Genomic DNA, 16,144 nt, shown 5'->3' on the forward strand with positions numbered 1-16,144 from the left:
CCACCGGTCAGGATTCCAGCAGCGTGCGTCCGACGATGAGCGACATGATCTCGTTGGTGCCTTCCAGGATCTGGTGCACGCGCAGATCCCGGGTGATCTTCTCCATCCCGTAGTCCGCGAGGTAGCCGTAGCCGCCGTGCAGCTGGATAGCGCTGTTGGCGGCGTTGAATCCGGCGTCCGTGGCCATCTTCTTGGCCATCGCGCAGAGGCGGACGCGGTCCGGGCTCTTCGCGTCCAGTGCGGCGGCGGCGCGGCGCAGCAAGGAGCGGGCGGCTTCCAGCTCCATGTCCATTTCGGCCAGCTTGAAGACCAGCGCTTCCTGTCTGGTCAGCGGTCCGCCGAAGGCTTGGCGCTCCTTCAAATACAGCGCCGACTTCTCCAGCGCGCTCTGCCCGCCACCCAGCGAGCAGGCCCCGATGTTCAGGCGGCCGCCATTGAGTGCCTGCATGGCCATGGAGAATCCCTGGCCTTCCTCGCCCAGCAGGTTGTCGGCGGGAATGCGCACGCCTTCCATGATCACCTGGCGAGTGGGCTGCGCCTTCCAGCCCATCTTCTTTTCGTTCGGCCCGAAGCTCAGGCCCTCGGCATCGCCGGGAACCAGGAAGGCGCTGATGCCGCGCGAACCGGTATCAGCGGTACGGGCCATGACGATGTAGAGCGCCGAGCTTCCAGCTCCCGAGATGAATTGCTTGACGCCGCTGAGCACATACTCGTCACCGTCCTTGCGGGCACGGGTTGACAGGGCCGCCGCATCGGAGCCGACTCCGGGCTCGGTCAGGCAGTAGGAGCCCAGGTCGTCCATGGCGGTCATTGATGGCAGCCATTTGGCGCGCTGCGCGTCGTTGCCGAAGGTGTCGACCATCCACACGACCATGTTGTGGATGGAAATGTAGGCGGCCAGGGTCGGGTCGGCCTTGGCGAGTTCCTCGAAGACCAGCACCGCATCGCTGCGGCTCAGACCGGATCCGCCATGATCTTCAGAAACATAGATTCCGCCCATGCCCAGCTGTCCGGCTTCGGCCAGCACATCCACCGGGAAGTGCTGTTCCTGGTCCCACTTCAGGGCATTGGGAGCAATCCTGGTCTCGGCGAAATCATGGACCATCTCGATCAACGACTTCTGGTCTTCGCTTGCTTCAAACAACACCGGCTCCTTTGCCTGCACCTTGCGTCTTTGACCTCAGTCTATGTGACGCAAGATACAATGAGGGCCAATAGGATGAGTTCCGAAGCATTCATTTCGAAAGAGTTGGGCTAAGCGCATGCAAATCCGGACAAGCACCGCCGGGGATTGGCCTGGGATCTTCGGCTTCTACCGCAAAATCATGGATGAGGGACAGACCTACGCCTTCCCCCAAGGCCAAACCCTTGAAGAAGCCCGCCCCTGGTGGATGGAGACGCCACCAGGGCAAACGGTCGTTGCCGTGGCAGATGGCAGGATCATCGGCTCGGCCAAGATGGGGCCAAACAAGCCCGGACGGGGAGCCCACATCGCCACCGCGTCCTTCCTGGTCGATCCGGAATGCCGCAATCGCGGCGTGGGACGAGCACTGGGCGAATACATGATCGACTGGGCCCGGCAGGAAAATTATCACGGCATCCAGTTCAATGCGGTCGTCGAGACCAATGAGGCTGCAGTGCGTCTATGGCAATCGCTGGGCTTCAAGATCCTGGGCACCATTCCGGGCGCCTTCAACCATCCGACCAAGGGGCTGGTGGGCCAGCACTTCATGTTCCTGCCGCTGCGTCCTGCTGCTCCACCTGGCCATTAGCCGCGCGCGTCGAACCGCTCACGGGCAGCGAGCACTTTGGGCACATGCTCCTCGGACCACAGGCGCAGGATTTCCATGGGTTCCAGGATCCCGCGTCCCAAATCAGTCAGCTCGTAGTCGACCCGCACCGGCACCTGGGCATATACGGTGCGCTGCACCAGCCCGTCGCGCTCCAGGTTGCGCAGGGTATTGGTGAGCACTTTCGGGGTGACCGCGCCGATGCGCTGGCGTAATGCGGAGAAACGTTGCGGGCCGCCAGCCAGGGACAAGAGGACCAGCGGAGTCCATTTATCGCCTAGGCGCTGCATGATTTCACGTGAAGGGCATTGCTGCACGAACACGTCAAAAGAGCCATGGCTATCCATGAGGAAACCTAGTTTCGTTGTAGTGGGCGGTATCTAAAAGATACCATTGTGCCGGACCCAATTTCCCAAGGAAAGAGAACACCATGAAGATTGCAGTTTACGGAGCTACCGGCATGGTCGGCTCGGAAGTCGTTGCCGAAGCCATTTCACGCGGCCATGAGGTCACCTCGGTCTCCCGTTCGGGCAAGGGAATCGACGGAACCACCACCGTGGCCGCCGAGCTGGGCGACGGGGCAACCTACCGCGACCTGGGAAAGAACAACGACGTGCTCGTCATTGCCGTACCGCCATCGCGCACCGGTGGCGACCACCAGGAATACCTGGATGCCTTCGAGCAGATCACCGAAACCCTGGTCCCAGCCCGCCTGCTGGTTGTCGGCGGCGCCGGCGCTACCGAGGTAGACGGCGTCCGCCTGGTCGACACCCCGGGCTTCCCGGAGGAATACAAGGCCGAAGCCACCACCTGCGCCGAGGTCTACGACATGTTCACCTCGGTTTCCGGCATCACCTGGACCGTCGCGGCTCCAGCCCCGGTGATCATGCCTGCACGCCGCACCGGCAGCTACATCCTGGGCACCGATTCGCCAGCAGGCGACTTCGTTTCCTCCCAGGACTTCGCCGTGGCGATCCTCGATGAAATCGAAAGCCCGGTCCACCAGAACCGCCGCATGACCGTGGCCAGCGAAAAGTAGATCCCCTCGTGGATCTCCGCTAGCCAGGTTTCGTCGGATCGGAGCGATTCGCTCCGATCTGACGAATGCGTTCCAGATGGCTAGAGTTGGTTTGGTCATCACCACTAGTTCATCGAGGTAAGCCCTTCCCCATGCAACGAAACTCGCGCGCGTCCAAGATCCTTGGCTGCGCTATCGCGCTCCCGCTCCTTGGATCCCTTCTAGCCAGCTGCTCGGCAGGGGCAGGACCCGATGCCCCCGCAGAGGAGGCGAAGCCGGTTGCCGGCGGCACCCTGGTCTATGCTTCGGGCGACGCCGAGCCGGCCTGCCTGGATCCGCATGTGGGCGGCAACTACCCGCAAGCCCTGGTAGCAAGCCAGTACCTCGAATCCCTGTTCACCAAGGATGCGGACGGGAAGATCATCCCGTGGCTGGCCGAAAGCACCGAAGTTTCCGAGGACGGCCTGACTCGCACCATCACCCTGCGCGATGGGATTTCCTTCACCGACGGCACGAAGCTCACCGCCAAAGCCATCGAAGCCAACATCGAGCACCTGAAGGATCCGAATACCGCGTCCTCCACCGGCTACCTGGCCGTGGGCAAGGTCGTGGATATCGAGATCGCCGATGAGCTCACCGCCAAGCTGACGCTCTCCGCCCCGGATAACGCGCTGCTGGAATCGCTGTCCATGCCATGGACCGCCATCGAATCCCCCAAGGCGCTGGAACGCGACCAGGCGACCAACTGCGCCTCACCGGTAGGCACCGGCCCGTTCAAGGTCGAATCCTGGGAGCACCAGAAGGCCGTGAACCTGGTCCGCAACGAAGACTACGTGCCGCCGGTCAAGAACGCGGAGCGCTCCGATTCCAAGGCCTACCTGGAGGCCATCACCTGGCGCTTCATCCCTGAGGCCGCCACCCGCTACGCAGCCCTGGTCTCGGGCGAAGTCGATGTCATCGACAACGCGCAGCCGGACACCATCGCCACGGCAAAGCAGGACGGCTCGCTGGGCCATCTGGACGCTCCGCGCCCGGGTGCTTCCAACCGCCTGGAGCTGAACAGCTCCAAGGCGCCATTCGATGACCAGCGCGTTCGCGAGGCGTTCATCCGCTCCGTGGATGCCAGCGCCGGCGTCAAGGCCCTCTATTTCGGCACCACCGAGCGCAGCTACTCGCTGCTGTCTTCAGCCGAACCGCTGGGCTACTCCGATGAATCGCTGTTCACCACCGACGTTGCCAAGGCCAACGCGCTGCTCGATGAAGCAGGCTGGAGCGAACGCGACGCCGAAGGCTACCGCGTGAAGAACGGCAAGCGCCTGTCGCTGGTCTTCCCGGTCTCCACCAACCAATCGGTTCCTGCCGAGCAGTCCCTGTTCGAGCAGTTCCAGGCCCAGGCCAAGGCCGTGGGCTTCGACGTGAAGATCCAGCTGCTGGACCTGTCCAGCTGGTACGGCGCCCTGGCCAAGCACGATTACAATCTGGTCTCGGCTCCCTACACCAAGGTCGGCCCGTCGGTGCTGCGCATCCTGTACCACTCCGACTCGACCGTCCCGGCGCCATCGGGCTACTTCGCCAACAACGCGCAGGTGAAGAACGAGAAGCTCGATGGGATCCTGGCCCAGGCCGAAGAGGCCAACGATGAAGCCCAGCGCGCTGCGCTGTACGAGCAGGCCCAGAAGCTGGTCCTGGAGGGCTACTACGTGCTGCCGCTCTACGACCAGCAGAACCACTTCCTCTACGGCAAGAACGTGCACGGCATCGGCGCCACCACCGCGGTGTCCTCGCCGGTCTACTACGACACCTTCATCACCAAGTAGCACCCCATGGGCACGATTGCTTGGGCCGGGCGCAAGATCGGCGGCGCGCTGGTGGTGCTGTGGCTGGTGGCCACCGCCATCTTCATCGCCATCCGGCTGATCCCCGGCGACCCGGCCGAAGCAATCATGGGCGGCCCCGGTTCCCAGGCCTCGGCCGAAGCGCTGGCCGCGGCCCGCGCCGAGTACGGACTGGACCTGCCGCTCATCTCCCAGTACCTGATGTACCTGGGCAAGCTGGCCACCTTGGACTTCGGCACCTCCTATTCGCTCAAGCAGCCGGTCGCCGGCATCATGGGCGATCTCCTGCCCAATACCCTCTGGCTTGCGCTACTGGCCCTGGCGGCCGCCTGGGTGCTGGCCTTGGGCTTCGCGGCATCGGCCATGCGGGCCAACCGCTTTGGCGCCTGGCTGGGAAATATCGTGGAGATCATTGCCGCCGCCGTGCCGCACTTCTGGCTCGGCGCGGTGCTGATCATGCTCTTCTCCTCGATGCTCGGCTGGCTGCCGGCCGTGGATAACGGCAGCGCCCAGGGTTTGGTACTTCCCGTGCTGACCTTGGCATTGCCGCTGGCCGGGTTCCTCACCCAGCTGATGCGCGATTCGCTGAGCGCAGCCCTGGGCAGCCAGTTCGCGCTGGCCGCGCGTGCCCGTGGCGAAAGCCGGCTGGCGGTCTTCTGGCACCATGGCTTGCGCCATGCCGCCTTGCCTGCCCTGGGCCTGACCGGCTGGGCTTTCTCCTCGCTGCTTTCCGGCGCGGTGGTGGTCGAGGCGATCTTCGCCCGTCCGGGCCTGGGGCGCTCGCTGCTTTCTGCGGTGCTGGCCCGCGACATCCCGATGGTCACCGGGATCGCGCTCTTCTCTGCACTGGTCTACATCGTGGTCATGGCGATCACCGAAGGCATCGAACGAGCCATCAATCCGGCAGGGGCGAGCTCATGAGCCGCACCGCAAAAATCTTCGCCGCCGCATTCATCGCCTTGTGGATGCTCATCGCGCTGGTTCCTTCGGTGCTGGCCCCGGGCGATCCATTGGCCATCAACCCGGCCGAGGCATTCAGCAAACCCGGCGCCGCGCATTTCTTCGGAACCGACGAATCGGGCCGCGACATCTATACCCGTGTCATCCATGGTGCCCGCGACTCGTTGGCTATTGGCCTGGCGGCCACAGGATTGGGCATGGGATTGGCCATCGTCTTGGGCACAGTTGCGGCATTGTCCCCGCGCTGGCTCGACGAGATCATCCTGCGCGTGCTCGAAGCGCTCTACGCGATTCCGTCCTTGCTGCTGGCACTGCTGATCATTGCCTTCACCGGCCCCGGTGTCGGGCCGGCCATCGTCGCGGTGGGCCTGTCCACCGCACCGGGATATGCCCGGCTGGTGCGCAGCCAGATCCGCACGCTGAAGAGTTCGGAAATGCTGGAGGCAGCCACCGTGCTGGGCCGCGGCTCGTGGCTGCTGGTCCGCAACCATTTGGTTCCCAACGCCCTCAAGCCCCTGCTGGCTCTGGTGACCTTGGGGATCGGCCAAGCCGTGATCTGGGCTGCTGCCCTGTCCTTCCTGGGCTTGGGCACTCCCCCGCCAGCGCCCGAATGGGGTGCCATGCTTTCGGCCGGGCGCACCTACCTGCACTTCGCGTGGTGGATGAGCTTGTTCCCCGGCTTGGCGATAGTTGTCGTGGCCGCAGGCGCCACGCTGATTGGCCGCGCGCTGGGCGGAAGGGCAAGGACAGCATGAACGAGCAAGCACTGATTACGGTCAAGGACCTTTCGGTCCGTTTCGGTTCCGCCGTGGCGGTGAAGAACATTTCCTTCACCGTAAAGGCCGGACGTTGCCTCGCATTGGTCGGCGAATCCGGGTCGGGCAAATCCGTCACCGCCCGCAGCCTGCTTGGCCTCTCCGGCGGCACGATCAGCGCCGCCGAGCTAGCTGTCTGCGGGCAGGACGCCTTGGAGCTCGCCGACCGCGGCTGGCAGCAGATCCGCGGGAATTCGGTGTCCATGATCTTGCAGGATGCGCTGATGGCGCTCGATCCGCTGCGCCCGGTGGGCCGGGAAATCGGTGATGCGCTCAAGGCGCACGGCAAGATGTCCAAATCCGAACGCCAGCAGCGAGTGCTCCAGGTGCTGGAATCCGTGCGCATGCCCGAGCCCGGGCGCCGTGCCAAGCAGCGTTCCACCGAGCTCTCTGGCGGCATGCGCCAGCGTGCCCTGATTGCCCAGGCCCTGGCCGGCAACCCGCAGGTAGTCATCGCCGATGAGGCAACCACCGCCTTGGACTCGGCGCTGACAGCACTGGTCCTTTCGCAGCTGCGCGAGCTCAAGGAGCAGGGCCGCGGCGTGCTGATGATCAGCCACGATCTGGCCCAGGTAGCGCATTTGGCCGACGACATTGCGGTGATGCGCAACGGTGCAATCGTTGAGGCCGGCAGCACCGGGCAGATCCTGGGCGACCCGCAGCACGAGTACACCCGCCAATTGCTGCGGGCCGTGCCTTCGGGGATACCGCGCTTCGCCCCGTTGTCGGCAGCCAGCAAGCCGTTGACGGCACCACCGCCAGAAGCACCCGCCACTACTGCCCCCGCGTTATCAGTCACGCAGCTGTCCAAAACGTTCGGCAAGCACCAGGCCGTGGATGCGATCAGTTTCGAACTGCCCCGGGGCAAGACCCTGGGCGTTGTCGGCGAATCCGGGTCCGGGAAGACCACCACCGCGCGCATGGTGCTGGGCTTGCAGAAGCCTGATGCAGGCAACGTCAAGCTGCTCGGCGAGCACTTTGCCCCGGCCCTCGAATCCCAGCGCCGAAAACTGCGCGAACAAATGGGTGCGATCTACCAGAACCCGTTGGGGTCTTTCGATCCGCGCTATTCGGTGGGGCAGCTGCTGGCCGATGCGCTGAGCCGCGGCAAGTCCAAGCGCGCAGCCGAGTACCGCAAGCCGGCGGCTGAACTGCTCGAACAAGTCGAGCTGTCCACCGAATTGCTGGGCCGCAGCCCGCGCGAGCTTTCCGGCGGGCAGCGCCAGCGCCTGGCGATTGCACGCGCGCTAGCGCCCAAGCCGCAGGTGCTGGTCCTTGACGAGCCGGTCTCGGCCTTGGATGTATCAATCCAAGCCACGGTGCTGGACCTGCTGGATCGGATCCAGCTGGACACCGGAACCAGCTACCTGTTCATCAGCCATGACCTGTCGGTGATCGAGCACATGAGCGACTCCGTTGCGGTGATGCATGAAGGCAAAATCATCGAGCAGGGCTCTACTGACCAAGTCTTCGGCGCCCCGCAGCATGACTACACGAAACTGCTGCTCTCGGCGATGCCGCGGTTGCGCTAGACCAGATCGACCATCTGGTCCTTGACCTGCTTGCGCAGGATCTTGCCCAGCAGCGAGCGCGGCATCTCATCGATCTGCACAATGCGCTTAGGCACCTTGTAGGCGGCCAGCAGCTCGCGGCAGTGGGCGCGCAGCGCGTCCTCGTTCAGCCCGCACCCCTCTTCGAGCTGCACCGCGGCAACTACCATTTCGCCGCCGCGGGCCAACGGCTTTCCGAAGACCGCGGCATCGGCCACGTCAGCGTGCTGGCGCAGGGCGATCTCGACCTCGGTCGGTGAAACGTTGAAGCCGCCGGTGATGATCAGCTCCTTGGCGCGGTCCACCACCTGGGCGAAGCCGTCCTCGTCAACGGTGACCACATCGCCCGAACGCAGCCAGCCGTCCCCGGTCTTGGCCTTGGCCGTTTCCTCCGGGTTGTTCCAGTAGCCCTGGAACACCTGCGGGCCCTTGATCAGCAATTCGCCCGGTTCTCCCTGGGCCACTTCCCGGCTCGGGTCCTCCACGTCGACGACCTTCATCAGTGTCGAGGGGAAGGGCACGCCGATGGTGCCGGTGCGGCGGCTGGGGTGGAACGGGTTGCCCAAGGCCACCGGCGAGGACTCGGTCATGCCGTAGCCTTCTACCAGCAGGCCGCCGGACATCGATTCCCACAGCTCCACCACATGGTCGGGCAGGTTCATCGCCCCGGAGATGCAGTACTTGGCGCTCTTCAGCGAGACACCGCGCTCCTTGGCCGCCAGGGCGGTGCGCTCGTAGATCGGCGGCACCGCGCAGTACACGGTGGCCGGGGACTTCTTCCAGGCATCCAGGATCATCTGCGGATCGAACTTCGGGAAGAGCACCAGCAGGCCCTGCTTCTTCACGCCGAAGGTCAGGTACAGGGTCATGCCGAAGGCATGGAACATCGGCAGGATCGCGTAGAGGATTTCCTCGCGCTCCTGCGCCCCGAGCATCCAGGCCTCGCCCTGCAAGGCGTTGGAATAGAGGTTGAAGTGGGTGAGCATGGCGCCCTTGGGATGGCCGGTGGTCCCCGAGGTGTACTGGATGACCGCCAGGTCATCGACATCCGGATGCGGGTGGTTCGCATCCAATTGCGCACCGGAGAGCAGGTCCTTCCATGCCACGGTGCCCGAGGTGCGGGCCGTGAGCGACGCCTTGGTCTCGCGCAGCTTCTTGACCGGCAGGTTCAGCGCCAGGCGCTTGACCGCGGGGAAGGCTTCCAGCAGGTTGACCGAGACGATCGAGTCCAGCTGCACGTCCTTGGGGAATTCCTGGACGTTGGCCACGACCTTGTCCCAGGCAATCGCGATGCGCGCCTGGTGGTCCTCGAACTGGTGGCGCAGTTCCCGCGAAGTGTACAGCGGGTTGTGCTCCACCACGACGGCGCCAAGGCGCAGGATCGCGTAGAAGGCGATCACGTGCTGCGGGCAGTTGGGCAGGATCAGCGCAACGCGGTCGCCGGCGCGCACGCCGAGCTTGCGCAGGCCCTCGGCGGCCTTGGCTACCTGCGCGCCCAGATCGGCGTAGCTGGTGCGGCGGCCGAAGAACTCGGTCGCAGGGTTCTGGCCGGCTTCACGCACGGAGCGCTCGAACATGCGGCTGAGCGGTTCGGTGGGCAGCTCGATTTCGGCCGGGACTCCCGGCTGGTAATTTGCCACCCATGCGGGCGCAGCACTATTTTCCATACCTCCAATCATGCCCTGTAACGAAGCGCGGCGCGATTCCAGGGCTTCCCAGGCGCAAACGACGCGCTGCAGGTGGCGGATCCGCCCGCTGGCAGAAATACCCCGGCACCGCACAGCTGGGATTTTCCTGCGAACACCCGGAGCAGGGCAGCGATCGGCGATAGCGTGTGCGTGATTGCACGGCTACGCAACTACCGGGAGGCGTCCATGGCAGCACGCCGAAGCAAACGGCTTCCCATCACGCGCCGGCGCGCGGGAACCGGCTTCTTCTATCTGGAAGGGGCACGCACGGTGAAGGACCAGCACCTGCTGGATCGGATCAGGCAATTGTCGATCCCGCCGGCATGGAAACAGGTCCAGATCGCGGCCAGTGCGCGGGCCAAGGTCCAAGCTCGCGGAATCGATGCGGCAGGGCGCACCCAAATGATCTACCACCCTGATTTCCGCGAGCGGCAGGATGCCGCCAAATTCGACCGGTTGCCGGCGTTCGGCCGCGCACTGCCCAATCTCCGCCGCCAGCTGCTGCGGGATCTGCGCCGGGGAAGAAACGACAAGGACAGGGTCACTGCGGCCGTGGTCCTGCTGCTGGATCTGCACCTGCTGCGCATCGGCACGCACGCCTACTCGCGTTCCAACCAATCCTTCGGGGCCGCTTCGCTGCGAGCCAAGCATCTGGAGGTCCAAGGGCATTGCGCCACCCTCGAGTTTCCCGGCAAGAGCGGCCAGCAGCAGCATGTGAAAATCAGGAGCCGGCGACTGGCACGAGTGCTGATCCAATTGCGCGATCAGCCGGGCTACGAGCTTTTCCGCTACCTGGATGACGATGGGCACTCGCACCTGCTCCAGCCTGCGCAAATCAACCGGTACCTCGAGGAGCACCTGGGTAGCGGATTCACCGCCAAGGACTTCAGGACCTGGGGCGGCAGCTTAGCGGCTTTCAGGGCACTGATCGAGGCTCCCGCCTCGGCTATGGCTGCCGATGATGCCAGGAATCTGCGCAAGCTGGCCATCGAGCAGGCCGCCGGAAAACTGGGCAATACTCCCGAAATCGCGGCCGGCTCCTATATCGATCCCCGTGTGCTGGAGCTGGCGGACGATCCGGAAAAATTGGCGGCGCTGCGCCGTTCCAAACGGCAGCTGGGGACCAAGAACCATTTGGATCCGGCTTCGCGCTGCCTGCTGCGGTTCCTTGAAAGGGCCAGCTAGGTTCAGAATCTAGAAGTTCAGTCCGCGGGCCGCTACATCCCATACCTCGCTGGTGCCGTCCTCATGCACTGCCAGCACGTTGTCGACCAGGTTCACCGCGACGCAGACATGGTTCGGGATGACGTGGAGCTGCTCGCCGTGGGCTGGCAGGTCCAAGTGCTCGGGCCACAGCACGGTGGCGTGATGCTCCGATAGTGCGCTGATGCGGGCTTCAGGGCACTGGGCGATGCGCCCGTATCCGGTGGCCCAGGCCGGGCGGTCGCTTCCGAGCACCTTGCTGCCGGCGTCCAGCACGATGCGCCGGGGAATCTGCCTATCGCCTTCATGGCGGCTGATCACGGTGGACGCGACGGTCAGGGAAATATCCTCCCAGCGCACGCGCCCCAGCTCGAACTGCTGCGCATCGCCGAAGACGTACACCCCTGGACGCACCTCGGTCAGCACCGAGTTGTCGCTCAGTTCGGCGGTCGGGGTGGAGCCCCCGCTGATGCGTTTGATGGCATGCCCGGCCTCGCGCAGCAGGCACGCCGCTTCGGCCAGGGCCTTGTGCTCATCGTTGAGTGCCGCGTCGATGCCGTCCGGCGAGTAGCTGTGGCCGGGGAAGGTGAAGATCCCATGCACGCGCATGCCTGCCGCACGGGCGGCATCGGCTATTTCCACCGCGCCTTGCGGGCTGGTGCCGCTTCGGTGATGGCCGCTGTCGATCTCGATGACGAGCTTGATCTTGGAGGCCTTCTCCCCCAGCATCCTGGCCATCTGCTGCACGGCCTGGACAGAGTCCGTGCCGATGCTCAGCTTGGCACGGCGCATCAGCTCCAGGATGCGTGCCGCCTGGGATTCATTGACCCACAGAGGGTAGGCGATGAAGATCTTCGCGACCCCGTGCAGCGCAAACGCGAGGGCTTCGCCGACAGTTGCCACGGTGAGTCCGGCGGCACCGGCGTCCATCTGGCGTTCGGCGATTTCATGCATCTTATGCGTCTTGGCATGCGGGCGCAGTTTCAGGCCCTGGCTCGCCACCCGGTGGGCCACCCGGTCAATGTTCTGCTGGAGCTTCGCTACGTCAACGATGACCTGCGGGGTGTTGATTCCGGCCGGGATAGTGCCCAAATTTTCCGTCCTTCTGCACTTGGCTGCGTCACGGAGAATCCTGGAAATAGGCATTCCCGCCGATCTGAAAGATTACCGCAGGAAGCTTTGTACAGGGGAAGGAAAAACTAGCGTGGCAGCGTGCTTCACCGGGCCGACAGCTTGGTGGACAACTCATGCGCGTGGTGCAGCAGCAGGTTGCCCAGCTCTTCGCGGCGGTCCGCTTCAAAGCGCGTTTGGATCCCGGTCAGGCTCAGTGCCCAGGCAGGCTGTCCCGAGTTGTCGAAAACCGCAGCACCCATGCCCCAGCTGCCCTCGACGATCAAGCCGGGGTTGACCGAATAGCCCAGCTGGCGGGTTTCGGCGACCTTTTTGCGCAGCTCTTCGCGCGAATGCGCCGGCCCATATCCTGGCTCTAGATCGGCATCGCGCAGGTAGCGCTCAATGCCCTGTTCAGGCAGGAAAGCAAGGATCGCGATTCCGGCCGAAGCGACTCCCAGCGGGAAGCGCCGTCCTTCATACAGCACGAACGAGCGGATGGGAAAGGCTCCATCCTGGCGCAGCAAGCACACGGTTTCGTCGCCTCGCCGCGCCGAGAGGAACGCACTTTCCCCGGTCGCCTCGGCCAGCGCGGCGACATGCTCGCGGGCCAGTTCGCTGATGTCGTAGCGCTCGGCTGCCACCGCGCCCATGAGGTAGAGCTCGGGGCCAAGCAGCCAGCGGCCGGTGCGATGATCGTGGTCGCAGAATCCTTCGGTGGCCAACGCGCTGAGCAGCCGATGCACGGTGGGCCGGGCCAAACCGGTGCTCCGGGCAGTTTGCGTCGTGGTGATGCCCTCGGGCATTGCTGTGCTCACGGTGCGAAGCACGGCAGCCAGCCGCCCTACGACTTGGGTTCCAGCCGGGGAATTGCTCATGACCACATTATGGACGATCGGTTACGGGCCGGATAATTCCCGCTTCATACTTTGTCGCCGTACCCCTGTTGCTATCGAGCTGGTCGGCGGATAATTCAGCACATGGAAAATACATGGCAAATCGTCATCGACTGCGCCCGCCCGCAAGCAATGGTCCGGTTCTGGGCCGAAGCCTTGCGCTACGTTCCCGAGCCCGCCCCGGACGGGCATCCCACGTGGCGCGCCTACTGGCAGTCCATGGGCGTGCCGGATGATGAATTGCCGCCCGGAACCGGTGATGAACCGGAGTCGCTGGTCGATCCGCAAGGTGGTGGGCCAAGGATTTGGTTCCAGCAGGTACCGGAGGCCAAGAGCATCAAGAATCGCCTGCATCTGGACTTGCTGGTCAGCGGCGGCCGCGGCGTTCGCTTCGAGGAACGCAGGCAAATCATCACCGACGAGGCAGAGCGCCTGGTGGCACTGGGGGCCAAAGTCCGCACCGTTCACGACATGCCGGAGATGGGCCATTTCGCTATCTGCATGCTCGATATCGAAGGTAACGAGTTCGACATCGTCTAGCCCTCTCAGATGTGTCCATAATATGGACCCCTTGGCCATTCCTCCTCACCATCCGACCAGTTACCCGGCAATGCACCGGGTCTATTGCATGCTCCCCTGCGACTACGTACGTTAGAGGATAAGCAGATCCGCGCTCCACATAGTGGACACATGGAGGAATCGATGACAACGAAGTTTCGGGATGACGCAGCCGCCGCCTTGGCTGCCGTCGTCAAGGATGGCATGACCATCGCAGTGGGCGGTTTCGGCCTCTCCGGCATCCCCAACCGCCTGATCACCGCACTGCGGGATTCGAAGGCAACCAACCTGACCATCGTGTCAAACAACATGGGCGTAGACGGCAAAGGGCTGGGCATCCTGCTGGAAAATAAGCAGGTCTCCAAGGTCCTGGCCTCCTACGTCGGGGAGAACAAGCTGTTCGCACAGCAGTTCCTCGATGGGGACCTGGAAGTTGAATTCTGCCCGCAGGGGACCTTGGCCGAGCGCTTGCGCGCCGGCGGGGTGGGCATTCCCGCCTTCTTCACCCCCACCGGCGTGGGAACTCCGATCGCCGAAGGCAAGGAAGTCATGGAATTCAACGGCAAGCCAGCGATCCTCGAGCGTGGAATCTTTGCCGATATCGCACTGGTCAAGGCGCACCAGGCCGACGCCGAAGGCAACCTGCGCTACCGGATGACCTCGAAGAACTTCAACCCGCTGGCCGCCATGTCCGGCCGCCATACCTTCGCCGAAGCCGAGGAAATTGCCGAGGGCTACCTGGATCCGTCGCTGGTGGAGACCCCCGGCATCTTTGTGCAGACCCTGGTGCAGGCCGATGCGGTCAAGGACATTGAACAGCGCACCGTGCGCAGCCGACAGGAGGCCTGAGCATGTGGACTCGCGATGAAATGGCGGCCATTGCCGCTAGCGAATTAACCGATGGCCAGTATGTGAATCTCGGTATTGGAATCCCCACGATGGTGGCCAACAACCTGCCGGAAGGCGTTTCGGTCAAGCTGCAAAGCGAAAACGGCCTGCTGGGCATGGGTCCCTTCCCCTATGAAGGTGAAGAAGATGCGGATCTGATCAATGCAGGCAAGCAGACCGTGACCATCCTGCCCGGCGGCAGCTTCTTCGATTCGGCGACCTCCTTCGGCATGATCCGCGGCGGCCACGTCCAGACCGCGATCCTCGGCGCCCTGCAAGTGGCTGCCAATGGCGATCTGGCCAATTGGACCATCCCGGGCAAGCTGGTCAAGGGCATGGGCGGCGCCATGGACCTGGTCGCCGGCACCCCGCGCGTGATCGTTCTGACCGATCACGTGGCCAAGGACGGGACATCCAAGATTGTGGAGAAATGCGACCTGCCGCTCACCGGAGTCGGCGTGGTCAACCGCATCATCACCGACCGAGCAGTGTTTGATATAGAAAACTCGACCTTGACCCTGCGTGCAGTAGCCCCGGGTGAAAGCGTGGAAACCATCAAGGACATCACGGCAGCAGAATTTGCCGTGGATATTGTGGAGGATCTGAAAGCATGACCGCAAAAATTGTGGGCTACGCCCGTACCCCATTCGTGAAATTCAACGGCGCCTTCGCCTCCGTCCCGGCCACCGAGCTCGGCGCCCATGCCGGCAAGGCCGCGCTGGAACGTGCCGGAATTGATCCCAGCGAGGTCCAGCAGGTCATCGCCGGCCAGGTGCTGCAAGGTGGCGCCGGCCAGAACCCGGCCCGCCAATCCGCTGTGGGTGCCGGCATTGCGCTGGACGTTCCGGCCATCGCCGTGAATGCCGTATGCCTCTCAGGTGCCGAGGCCGTTGTGGCAGGAGCCCGCCTGATCAATAGCGGCGAGGCAGACGTTGTCCTGGCTATCGGCCAGGAATCCATGTCCCTGGCTCCGCACGTGCAGCGCGCCCGTGCCGGAACCAAGTACGGTGCCATTGAACTGATTGACACCCTGGAATACGACGGCCTGACCGATGCTGCCGAGAAGCGTTCGATGGGCGCTTCCACCGAGGAGCACAATGCCAAGTTGTCGATGACCCGCGAGGCCCAGGATACGGTCTCGGCCGCATCCCACCAGCGCGCTGCCGCGGCCCGCGATTTCGCAGCCGGCGAGATTGCGCCATTTACCATTTCCAGCCGTCGCGGCGACACCACGATCAGCGAAGATGATGGCATCCGCGAAGCAACCACCGTGGAATCCTTGGGCAAGCTGCGTCCGGCCTTTGCCAAGGAAGGCACCATTACTGCGGGCAACTCCTCGCAGATCACCGACGGCGCAGCAGCCGTGGTGCTGGCCAGCGATGCGGCCATTGAGCGCCTGGGCCTGGAGCCGTTGGCTGAAATTCTCTCGCACGCTTTCGTTGCCGGCCCGGACCGCACCCTGCACGAGCAGCCATCCAATGCCATCAGCGCAGCCCTGGAGAAGGCCGGGGCCAAAGCCCAGGACCTGAAGGCCGTCGAAATCAATGAAGCTTTCGCCGCTGTCGCGGTGCAGTCCACCAAGGCGCTGGGTCTCGATGCCTCCATCGTGAATCCGCATGGTGGCGCGATTGCCCTGGGCCACCCGATTGGCGCTTCCGGTGCACGCATCATTGGCACGTTGGCCCGCCAGCTCCACGAGATGCCGGCCGGCTCGCTGGGTGCCATCGGCATCTGCGGTGGTGGCGGCCAGGGCACCGCAGTGGTGCTGCGTTCGCTGTAGCCGCTGTCCGATTAGCCAGTGCGGTTGGGTCTTCTGGGATCCAACCGCACCGG

General features: G+C 64.1%; 16 protein-coding genes. 11 read left to right on the forward strand and 5 right to left on the reverse strand.

Features of this window, described 5'->3' with window-relative positions; translation table 11 throughout:
• Positions 1 to 7: 7 nt before the first annotated feature.
• Positions 8 to 1,144 carry an acyl-CoA dehydrogenase family protein gene (locus EDF61_RS10645; protein WP_133834061.1) on the reverse strand — a complete coding sequence of 379 codons (1,137 nt, stop codon included), beginning with the start codon at positions 1,142 to 1,144 and terminating at the stop codon, positions 8 to 10.
• Between the two features lie 118 nt (positions 1,145 to 1,262).
• Here EDF61_RS10645 and EDF61_RS10650 point away from each other — a divergent pair, with 118 nt between their 5' ends.
• Complete coding sequence (locus tag EDF61_RS10650) at positions 1,263 to 1,772, forward strand: GNAT family N-acetyltransferase (protein WP_133834062.1); 510 nt, start codon at positions 1,263 to 1,265, stop codon at positions 1,770 to 1,772.
• Here the strand turns inward: EDF61_RS10650 and EDF61_RS10655 are convergent.
• The gene (locus tag EDF61_RS10655) at positions 1,769 to 2,137 is read right to left on the reverse strand and encodes a winged helix-turn-helix transcriptional regulator (protein WP_105656244.1); all 369 of its coding nucleotides are present in this window, start codon (positions 2,135 to 2,137) and stop codon (positions 1,769 to 1,771) included. The genes EDF61_RS10650 and EDF61_RS10655 overlap by 4 nt on opposite strands.
• An 83-nt stretch (positions 2,138 to 2,220) precedes the next feature.
• On the opposite strand from EDF61_RS10655, the gene EDF61_RS10660 reads away from it, so the two are divergent.
• From EDF61_RS10660 to EDF61_RS10680, 5 genes are all read left to right on the forward strand, one after another.
• The gene (locus tag EDF61_RS10660) at positions 2,221 to 2,829 is read left to right on the forward strand and encodes an NAD(P)-dependent oxidoreductase (protein ID WP_133834063.1); all 609 of its coding nucleotides are present in this window, start codon (positions 2,221 to 2,223) and stop codon (positions 2,827 to 2,829) included.
• A 131-nt stretch (positions 2,830 to 2,960) separates the two neighbouring features.
• Positions 2,961 to 4,625, forward strand: coding sequence for an ABC transporter substrate-binding protein (locus EDF61_RS10665; protein WP_133834064.1), 1,665 nt, complete (start codon positions 2,961 to 2,963; stop codon positions 4,623 to 4,625).
• 6 nt (positions 4,626 to 4,631) lie between these two features.
• Complete coding sequence (locus EDF61_RS10670) at positions 4,632 to 5,564, forward strand: ABC transporter permease (protein ID WP_133834065.1); 933 nt, start codon at positions 4,632 to 4,634, stop codon at positions 5,562 to 5,564.
• Positions 5,561 to 6,358 (forward strand): ABC transporter permease, encoded by a 798-nt coding sequence (locus EDF61_RS10675; RefSeq protein WP_133834066.1) that lies wholly within the window; start codon positions 5,561 to 5,563, stop codon positions 6,356 to 6,358. The genes EDF61_RS10670 and EDF61_RS10675 overlap by 4 nt, the downstream gene beginning before the upstream one ends.
• Complete coding sequence (locus tag EDF61_RS10680) at positions 6,355 to 7,950, forward strand: dipeptide ABC transporter ATP-binding protein (RefSeq protein WP_133834067.1); 1,596 nt, start codon at positions 6,355 to 6,357, stop codon at positions 7,948 to 7,950. The genes EDF61_RS10675 and EDF61_RS10680 overlap by 4 nt, the downstream gene beginning before the upstream one ends.
• On the opposite strand, the gene EDF61_RS10685 is transcribed toward EDF61_RS10680, so the two are convergent.
• Positions 7,947 to 9,635: a long-chain-fatty-acid--CoA ligase gene (locus tag EDF61_RS10685; RefSeq protein WP_133834068.1), complete on the reverse strand. Its 1,689-nt coding sequence runs from the start codon at positions 9,633 to 9,635 to the stop codon at positions 7,947 to 7,949. The two genes, EDF61_RS10680 and EDF61_RS10685, sit on opposite strands and share 4 nt — an antisense overlap.
• Positions 9,636 to 9,842: 207 nt before the next feature.
• Here EDF61_RS10685 and EDF61_RS10690 point away from each other — a divergent pair, with 207 nt between their 5' ends.
• On the forward strand, positions 9,843 to 10,841 hold the full coding sequence (locus EDF61_RS10690) for a DNA topoisomerase IB (protein ID WP_133834069.1): 999 nt from the start codon (positions 9,843 to 9,845) through the stop codon (positions 10,839 to 10,841).
• Positions 10,842 to 10,850: 9 nt separating this feature from the next.
• Here the strand turns inward: EDF61_RS10690 and EDF61_RS10695 are convergent, their stop codons facing one another.
• On the reverse strand, positions 10,851 to 11,951 hold the full coding sequence (locus tag EDF61_RS10695) for an alanine racemase (RefSeq protein ID WP_133834070.1): 1,101 nt from the start codon (positions 11,949 to 11,951) through the stop codon (positions 10,851 to 10,853).
• Between the two features lie 125 nt (positions 11,952 to 12,076).
• Positions 12,077 to 12,847, reverse strand: coding sequence for an IclR family transcriptional regulator (locus tag EDF61_RS10700; RefSeq protein ID WP_133834071.1), 771 nt, complete (start codon positions 12,845 to 12,847; stop codon positions 12,077 to 12,079).
• A gap of 102 nt (positions 12,848 to 12,949) precedes the next feature.
• On the opposite strand from EDF61_RS10700, the gene EDF61_RS10705 reads away from it, so the two are divergent.
• From EDF61_RS10705 to EDF61_RS10720, 4 genes are all read left to right on the forward strand, one after another.
• Positions 12,950 to 13,405, forward strand: coding sequence for a VOC family protein (locus EDF61_RS10705; RefSeq protein ID WP_133834072.1), 456 nt, complete (start codon positions 12,950 to 12,952; stop codon positions 13,403 to 13,405).
• 162 nt (positions 13,406 to 13,567) lie between these two features.
• Positions 13,568 to 14,272 (forward strand): CoA transferase subunit A, encoded by a 705-nt coding sequence (locus EDF61_RS10710; RefSeq protein WP_133834073.1) that lies wholly within the window; start codon positions 13,568 to 13,570, stop codon positions 14,270 to 14,272.
• 2 nt (positions 14,273 to 14,274) lie between these two features.
• Positions 14,275 to 14,925 carry a 3-oxoacid CoA-transferase subunit B gene (locus tag EDF61_RS10715; RefSeq protein WP_133834074.1) on the forward strand — a complete coding sequence of 217 codons (651 nt, stop codon included), beginning with the start codon at positions 14,275 to 14,277 and terminating at the stop codon, positions 14,923 to 14,925.
• Complete coding sequence (locus tag EDF61_RS10720; RefSeq protein ID WP_133834075.1) at positions 14,922 to 16,091, forward strand: acetyl-CoA C-acyltransferase; 1,170 nt, start codon at positions 14,922 to 14,924, stop codon at positions 16,089 to 16,091. Before EDF61_RS10715 ends, EDF61_RS10720 begins: the two co-directional genes overlap by 4 nt.
• The last annotated feature ends 53 nt before the right edge of the window (positions 16,092 to 16,144 follow it).

The sequence above is a fragment of the Arthrobacter sp. JUb115 genome, assembly GCF_004365035.1.
Taxonomy (GTDB): domain Bacteria; phylum Actinomycetota; class Actinomycetes; order Actinomycetales; family Micrococcaceae; genus Glutamicibacter.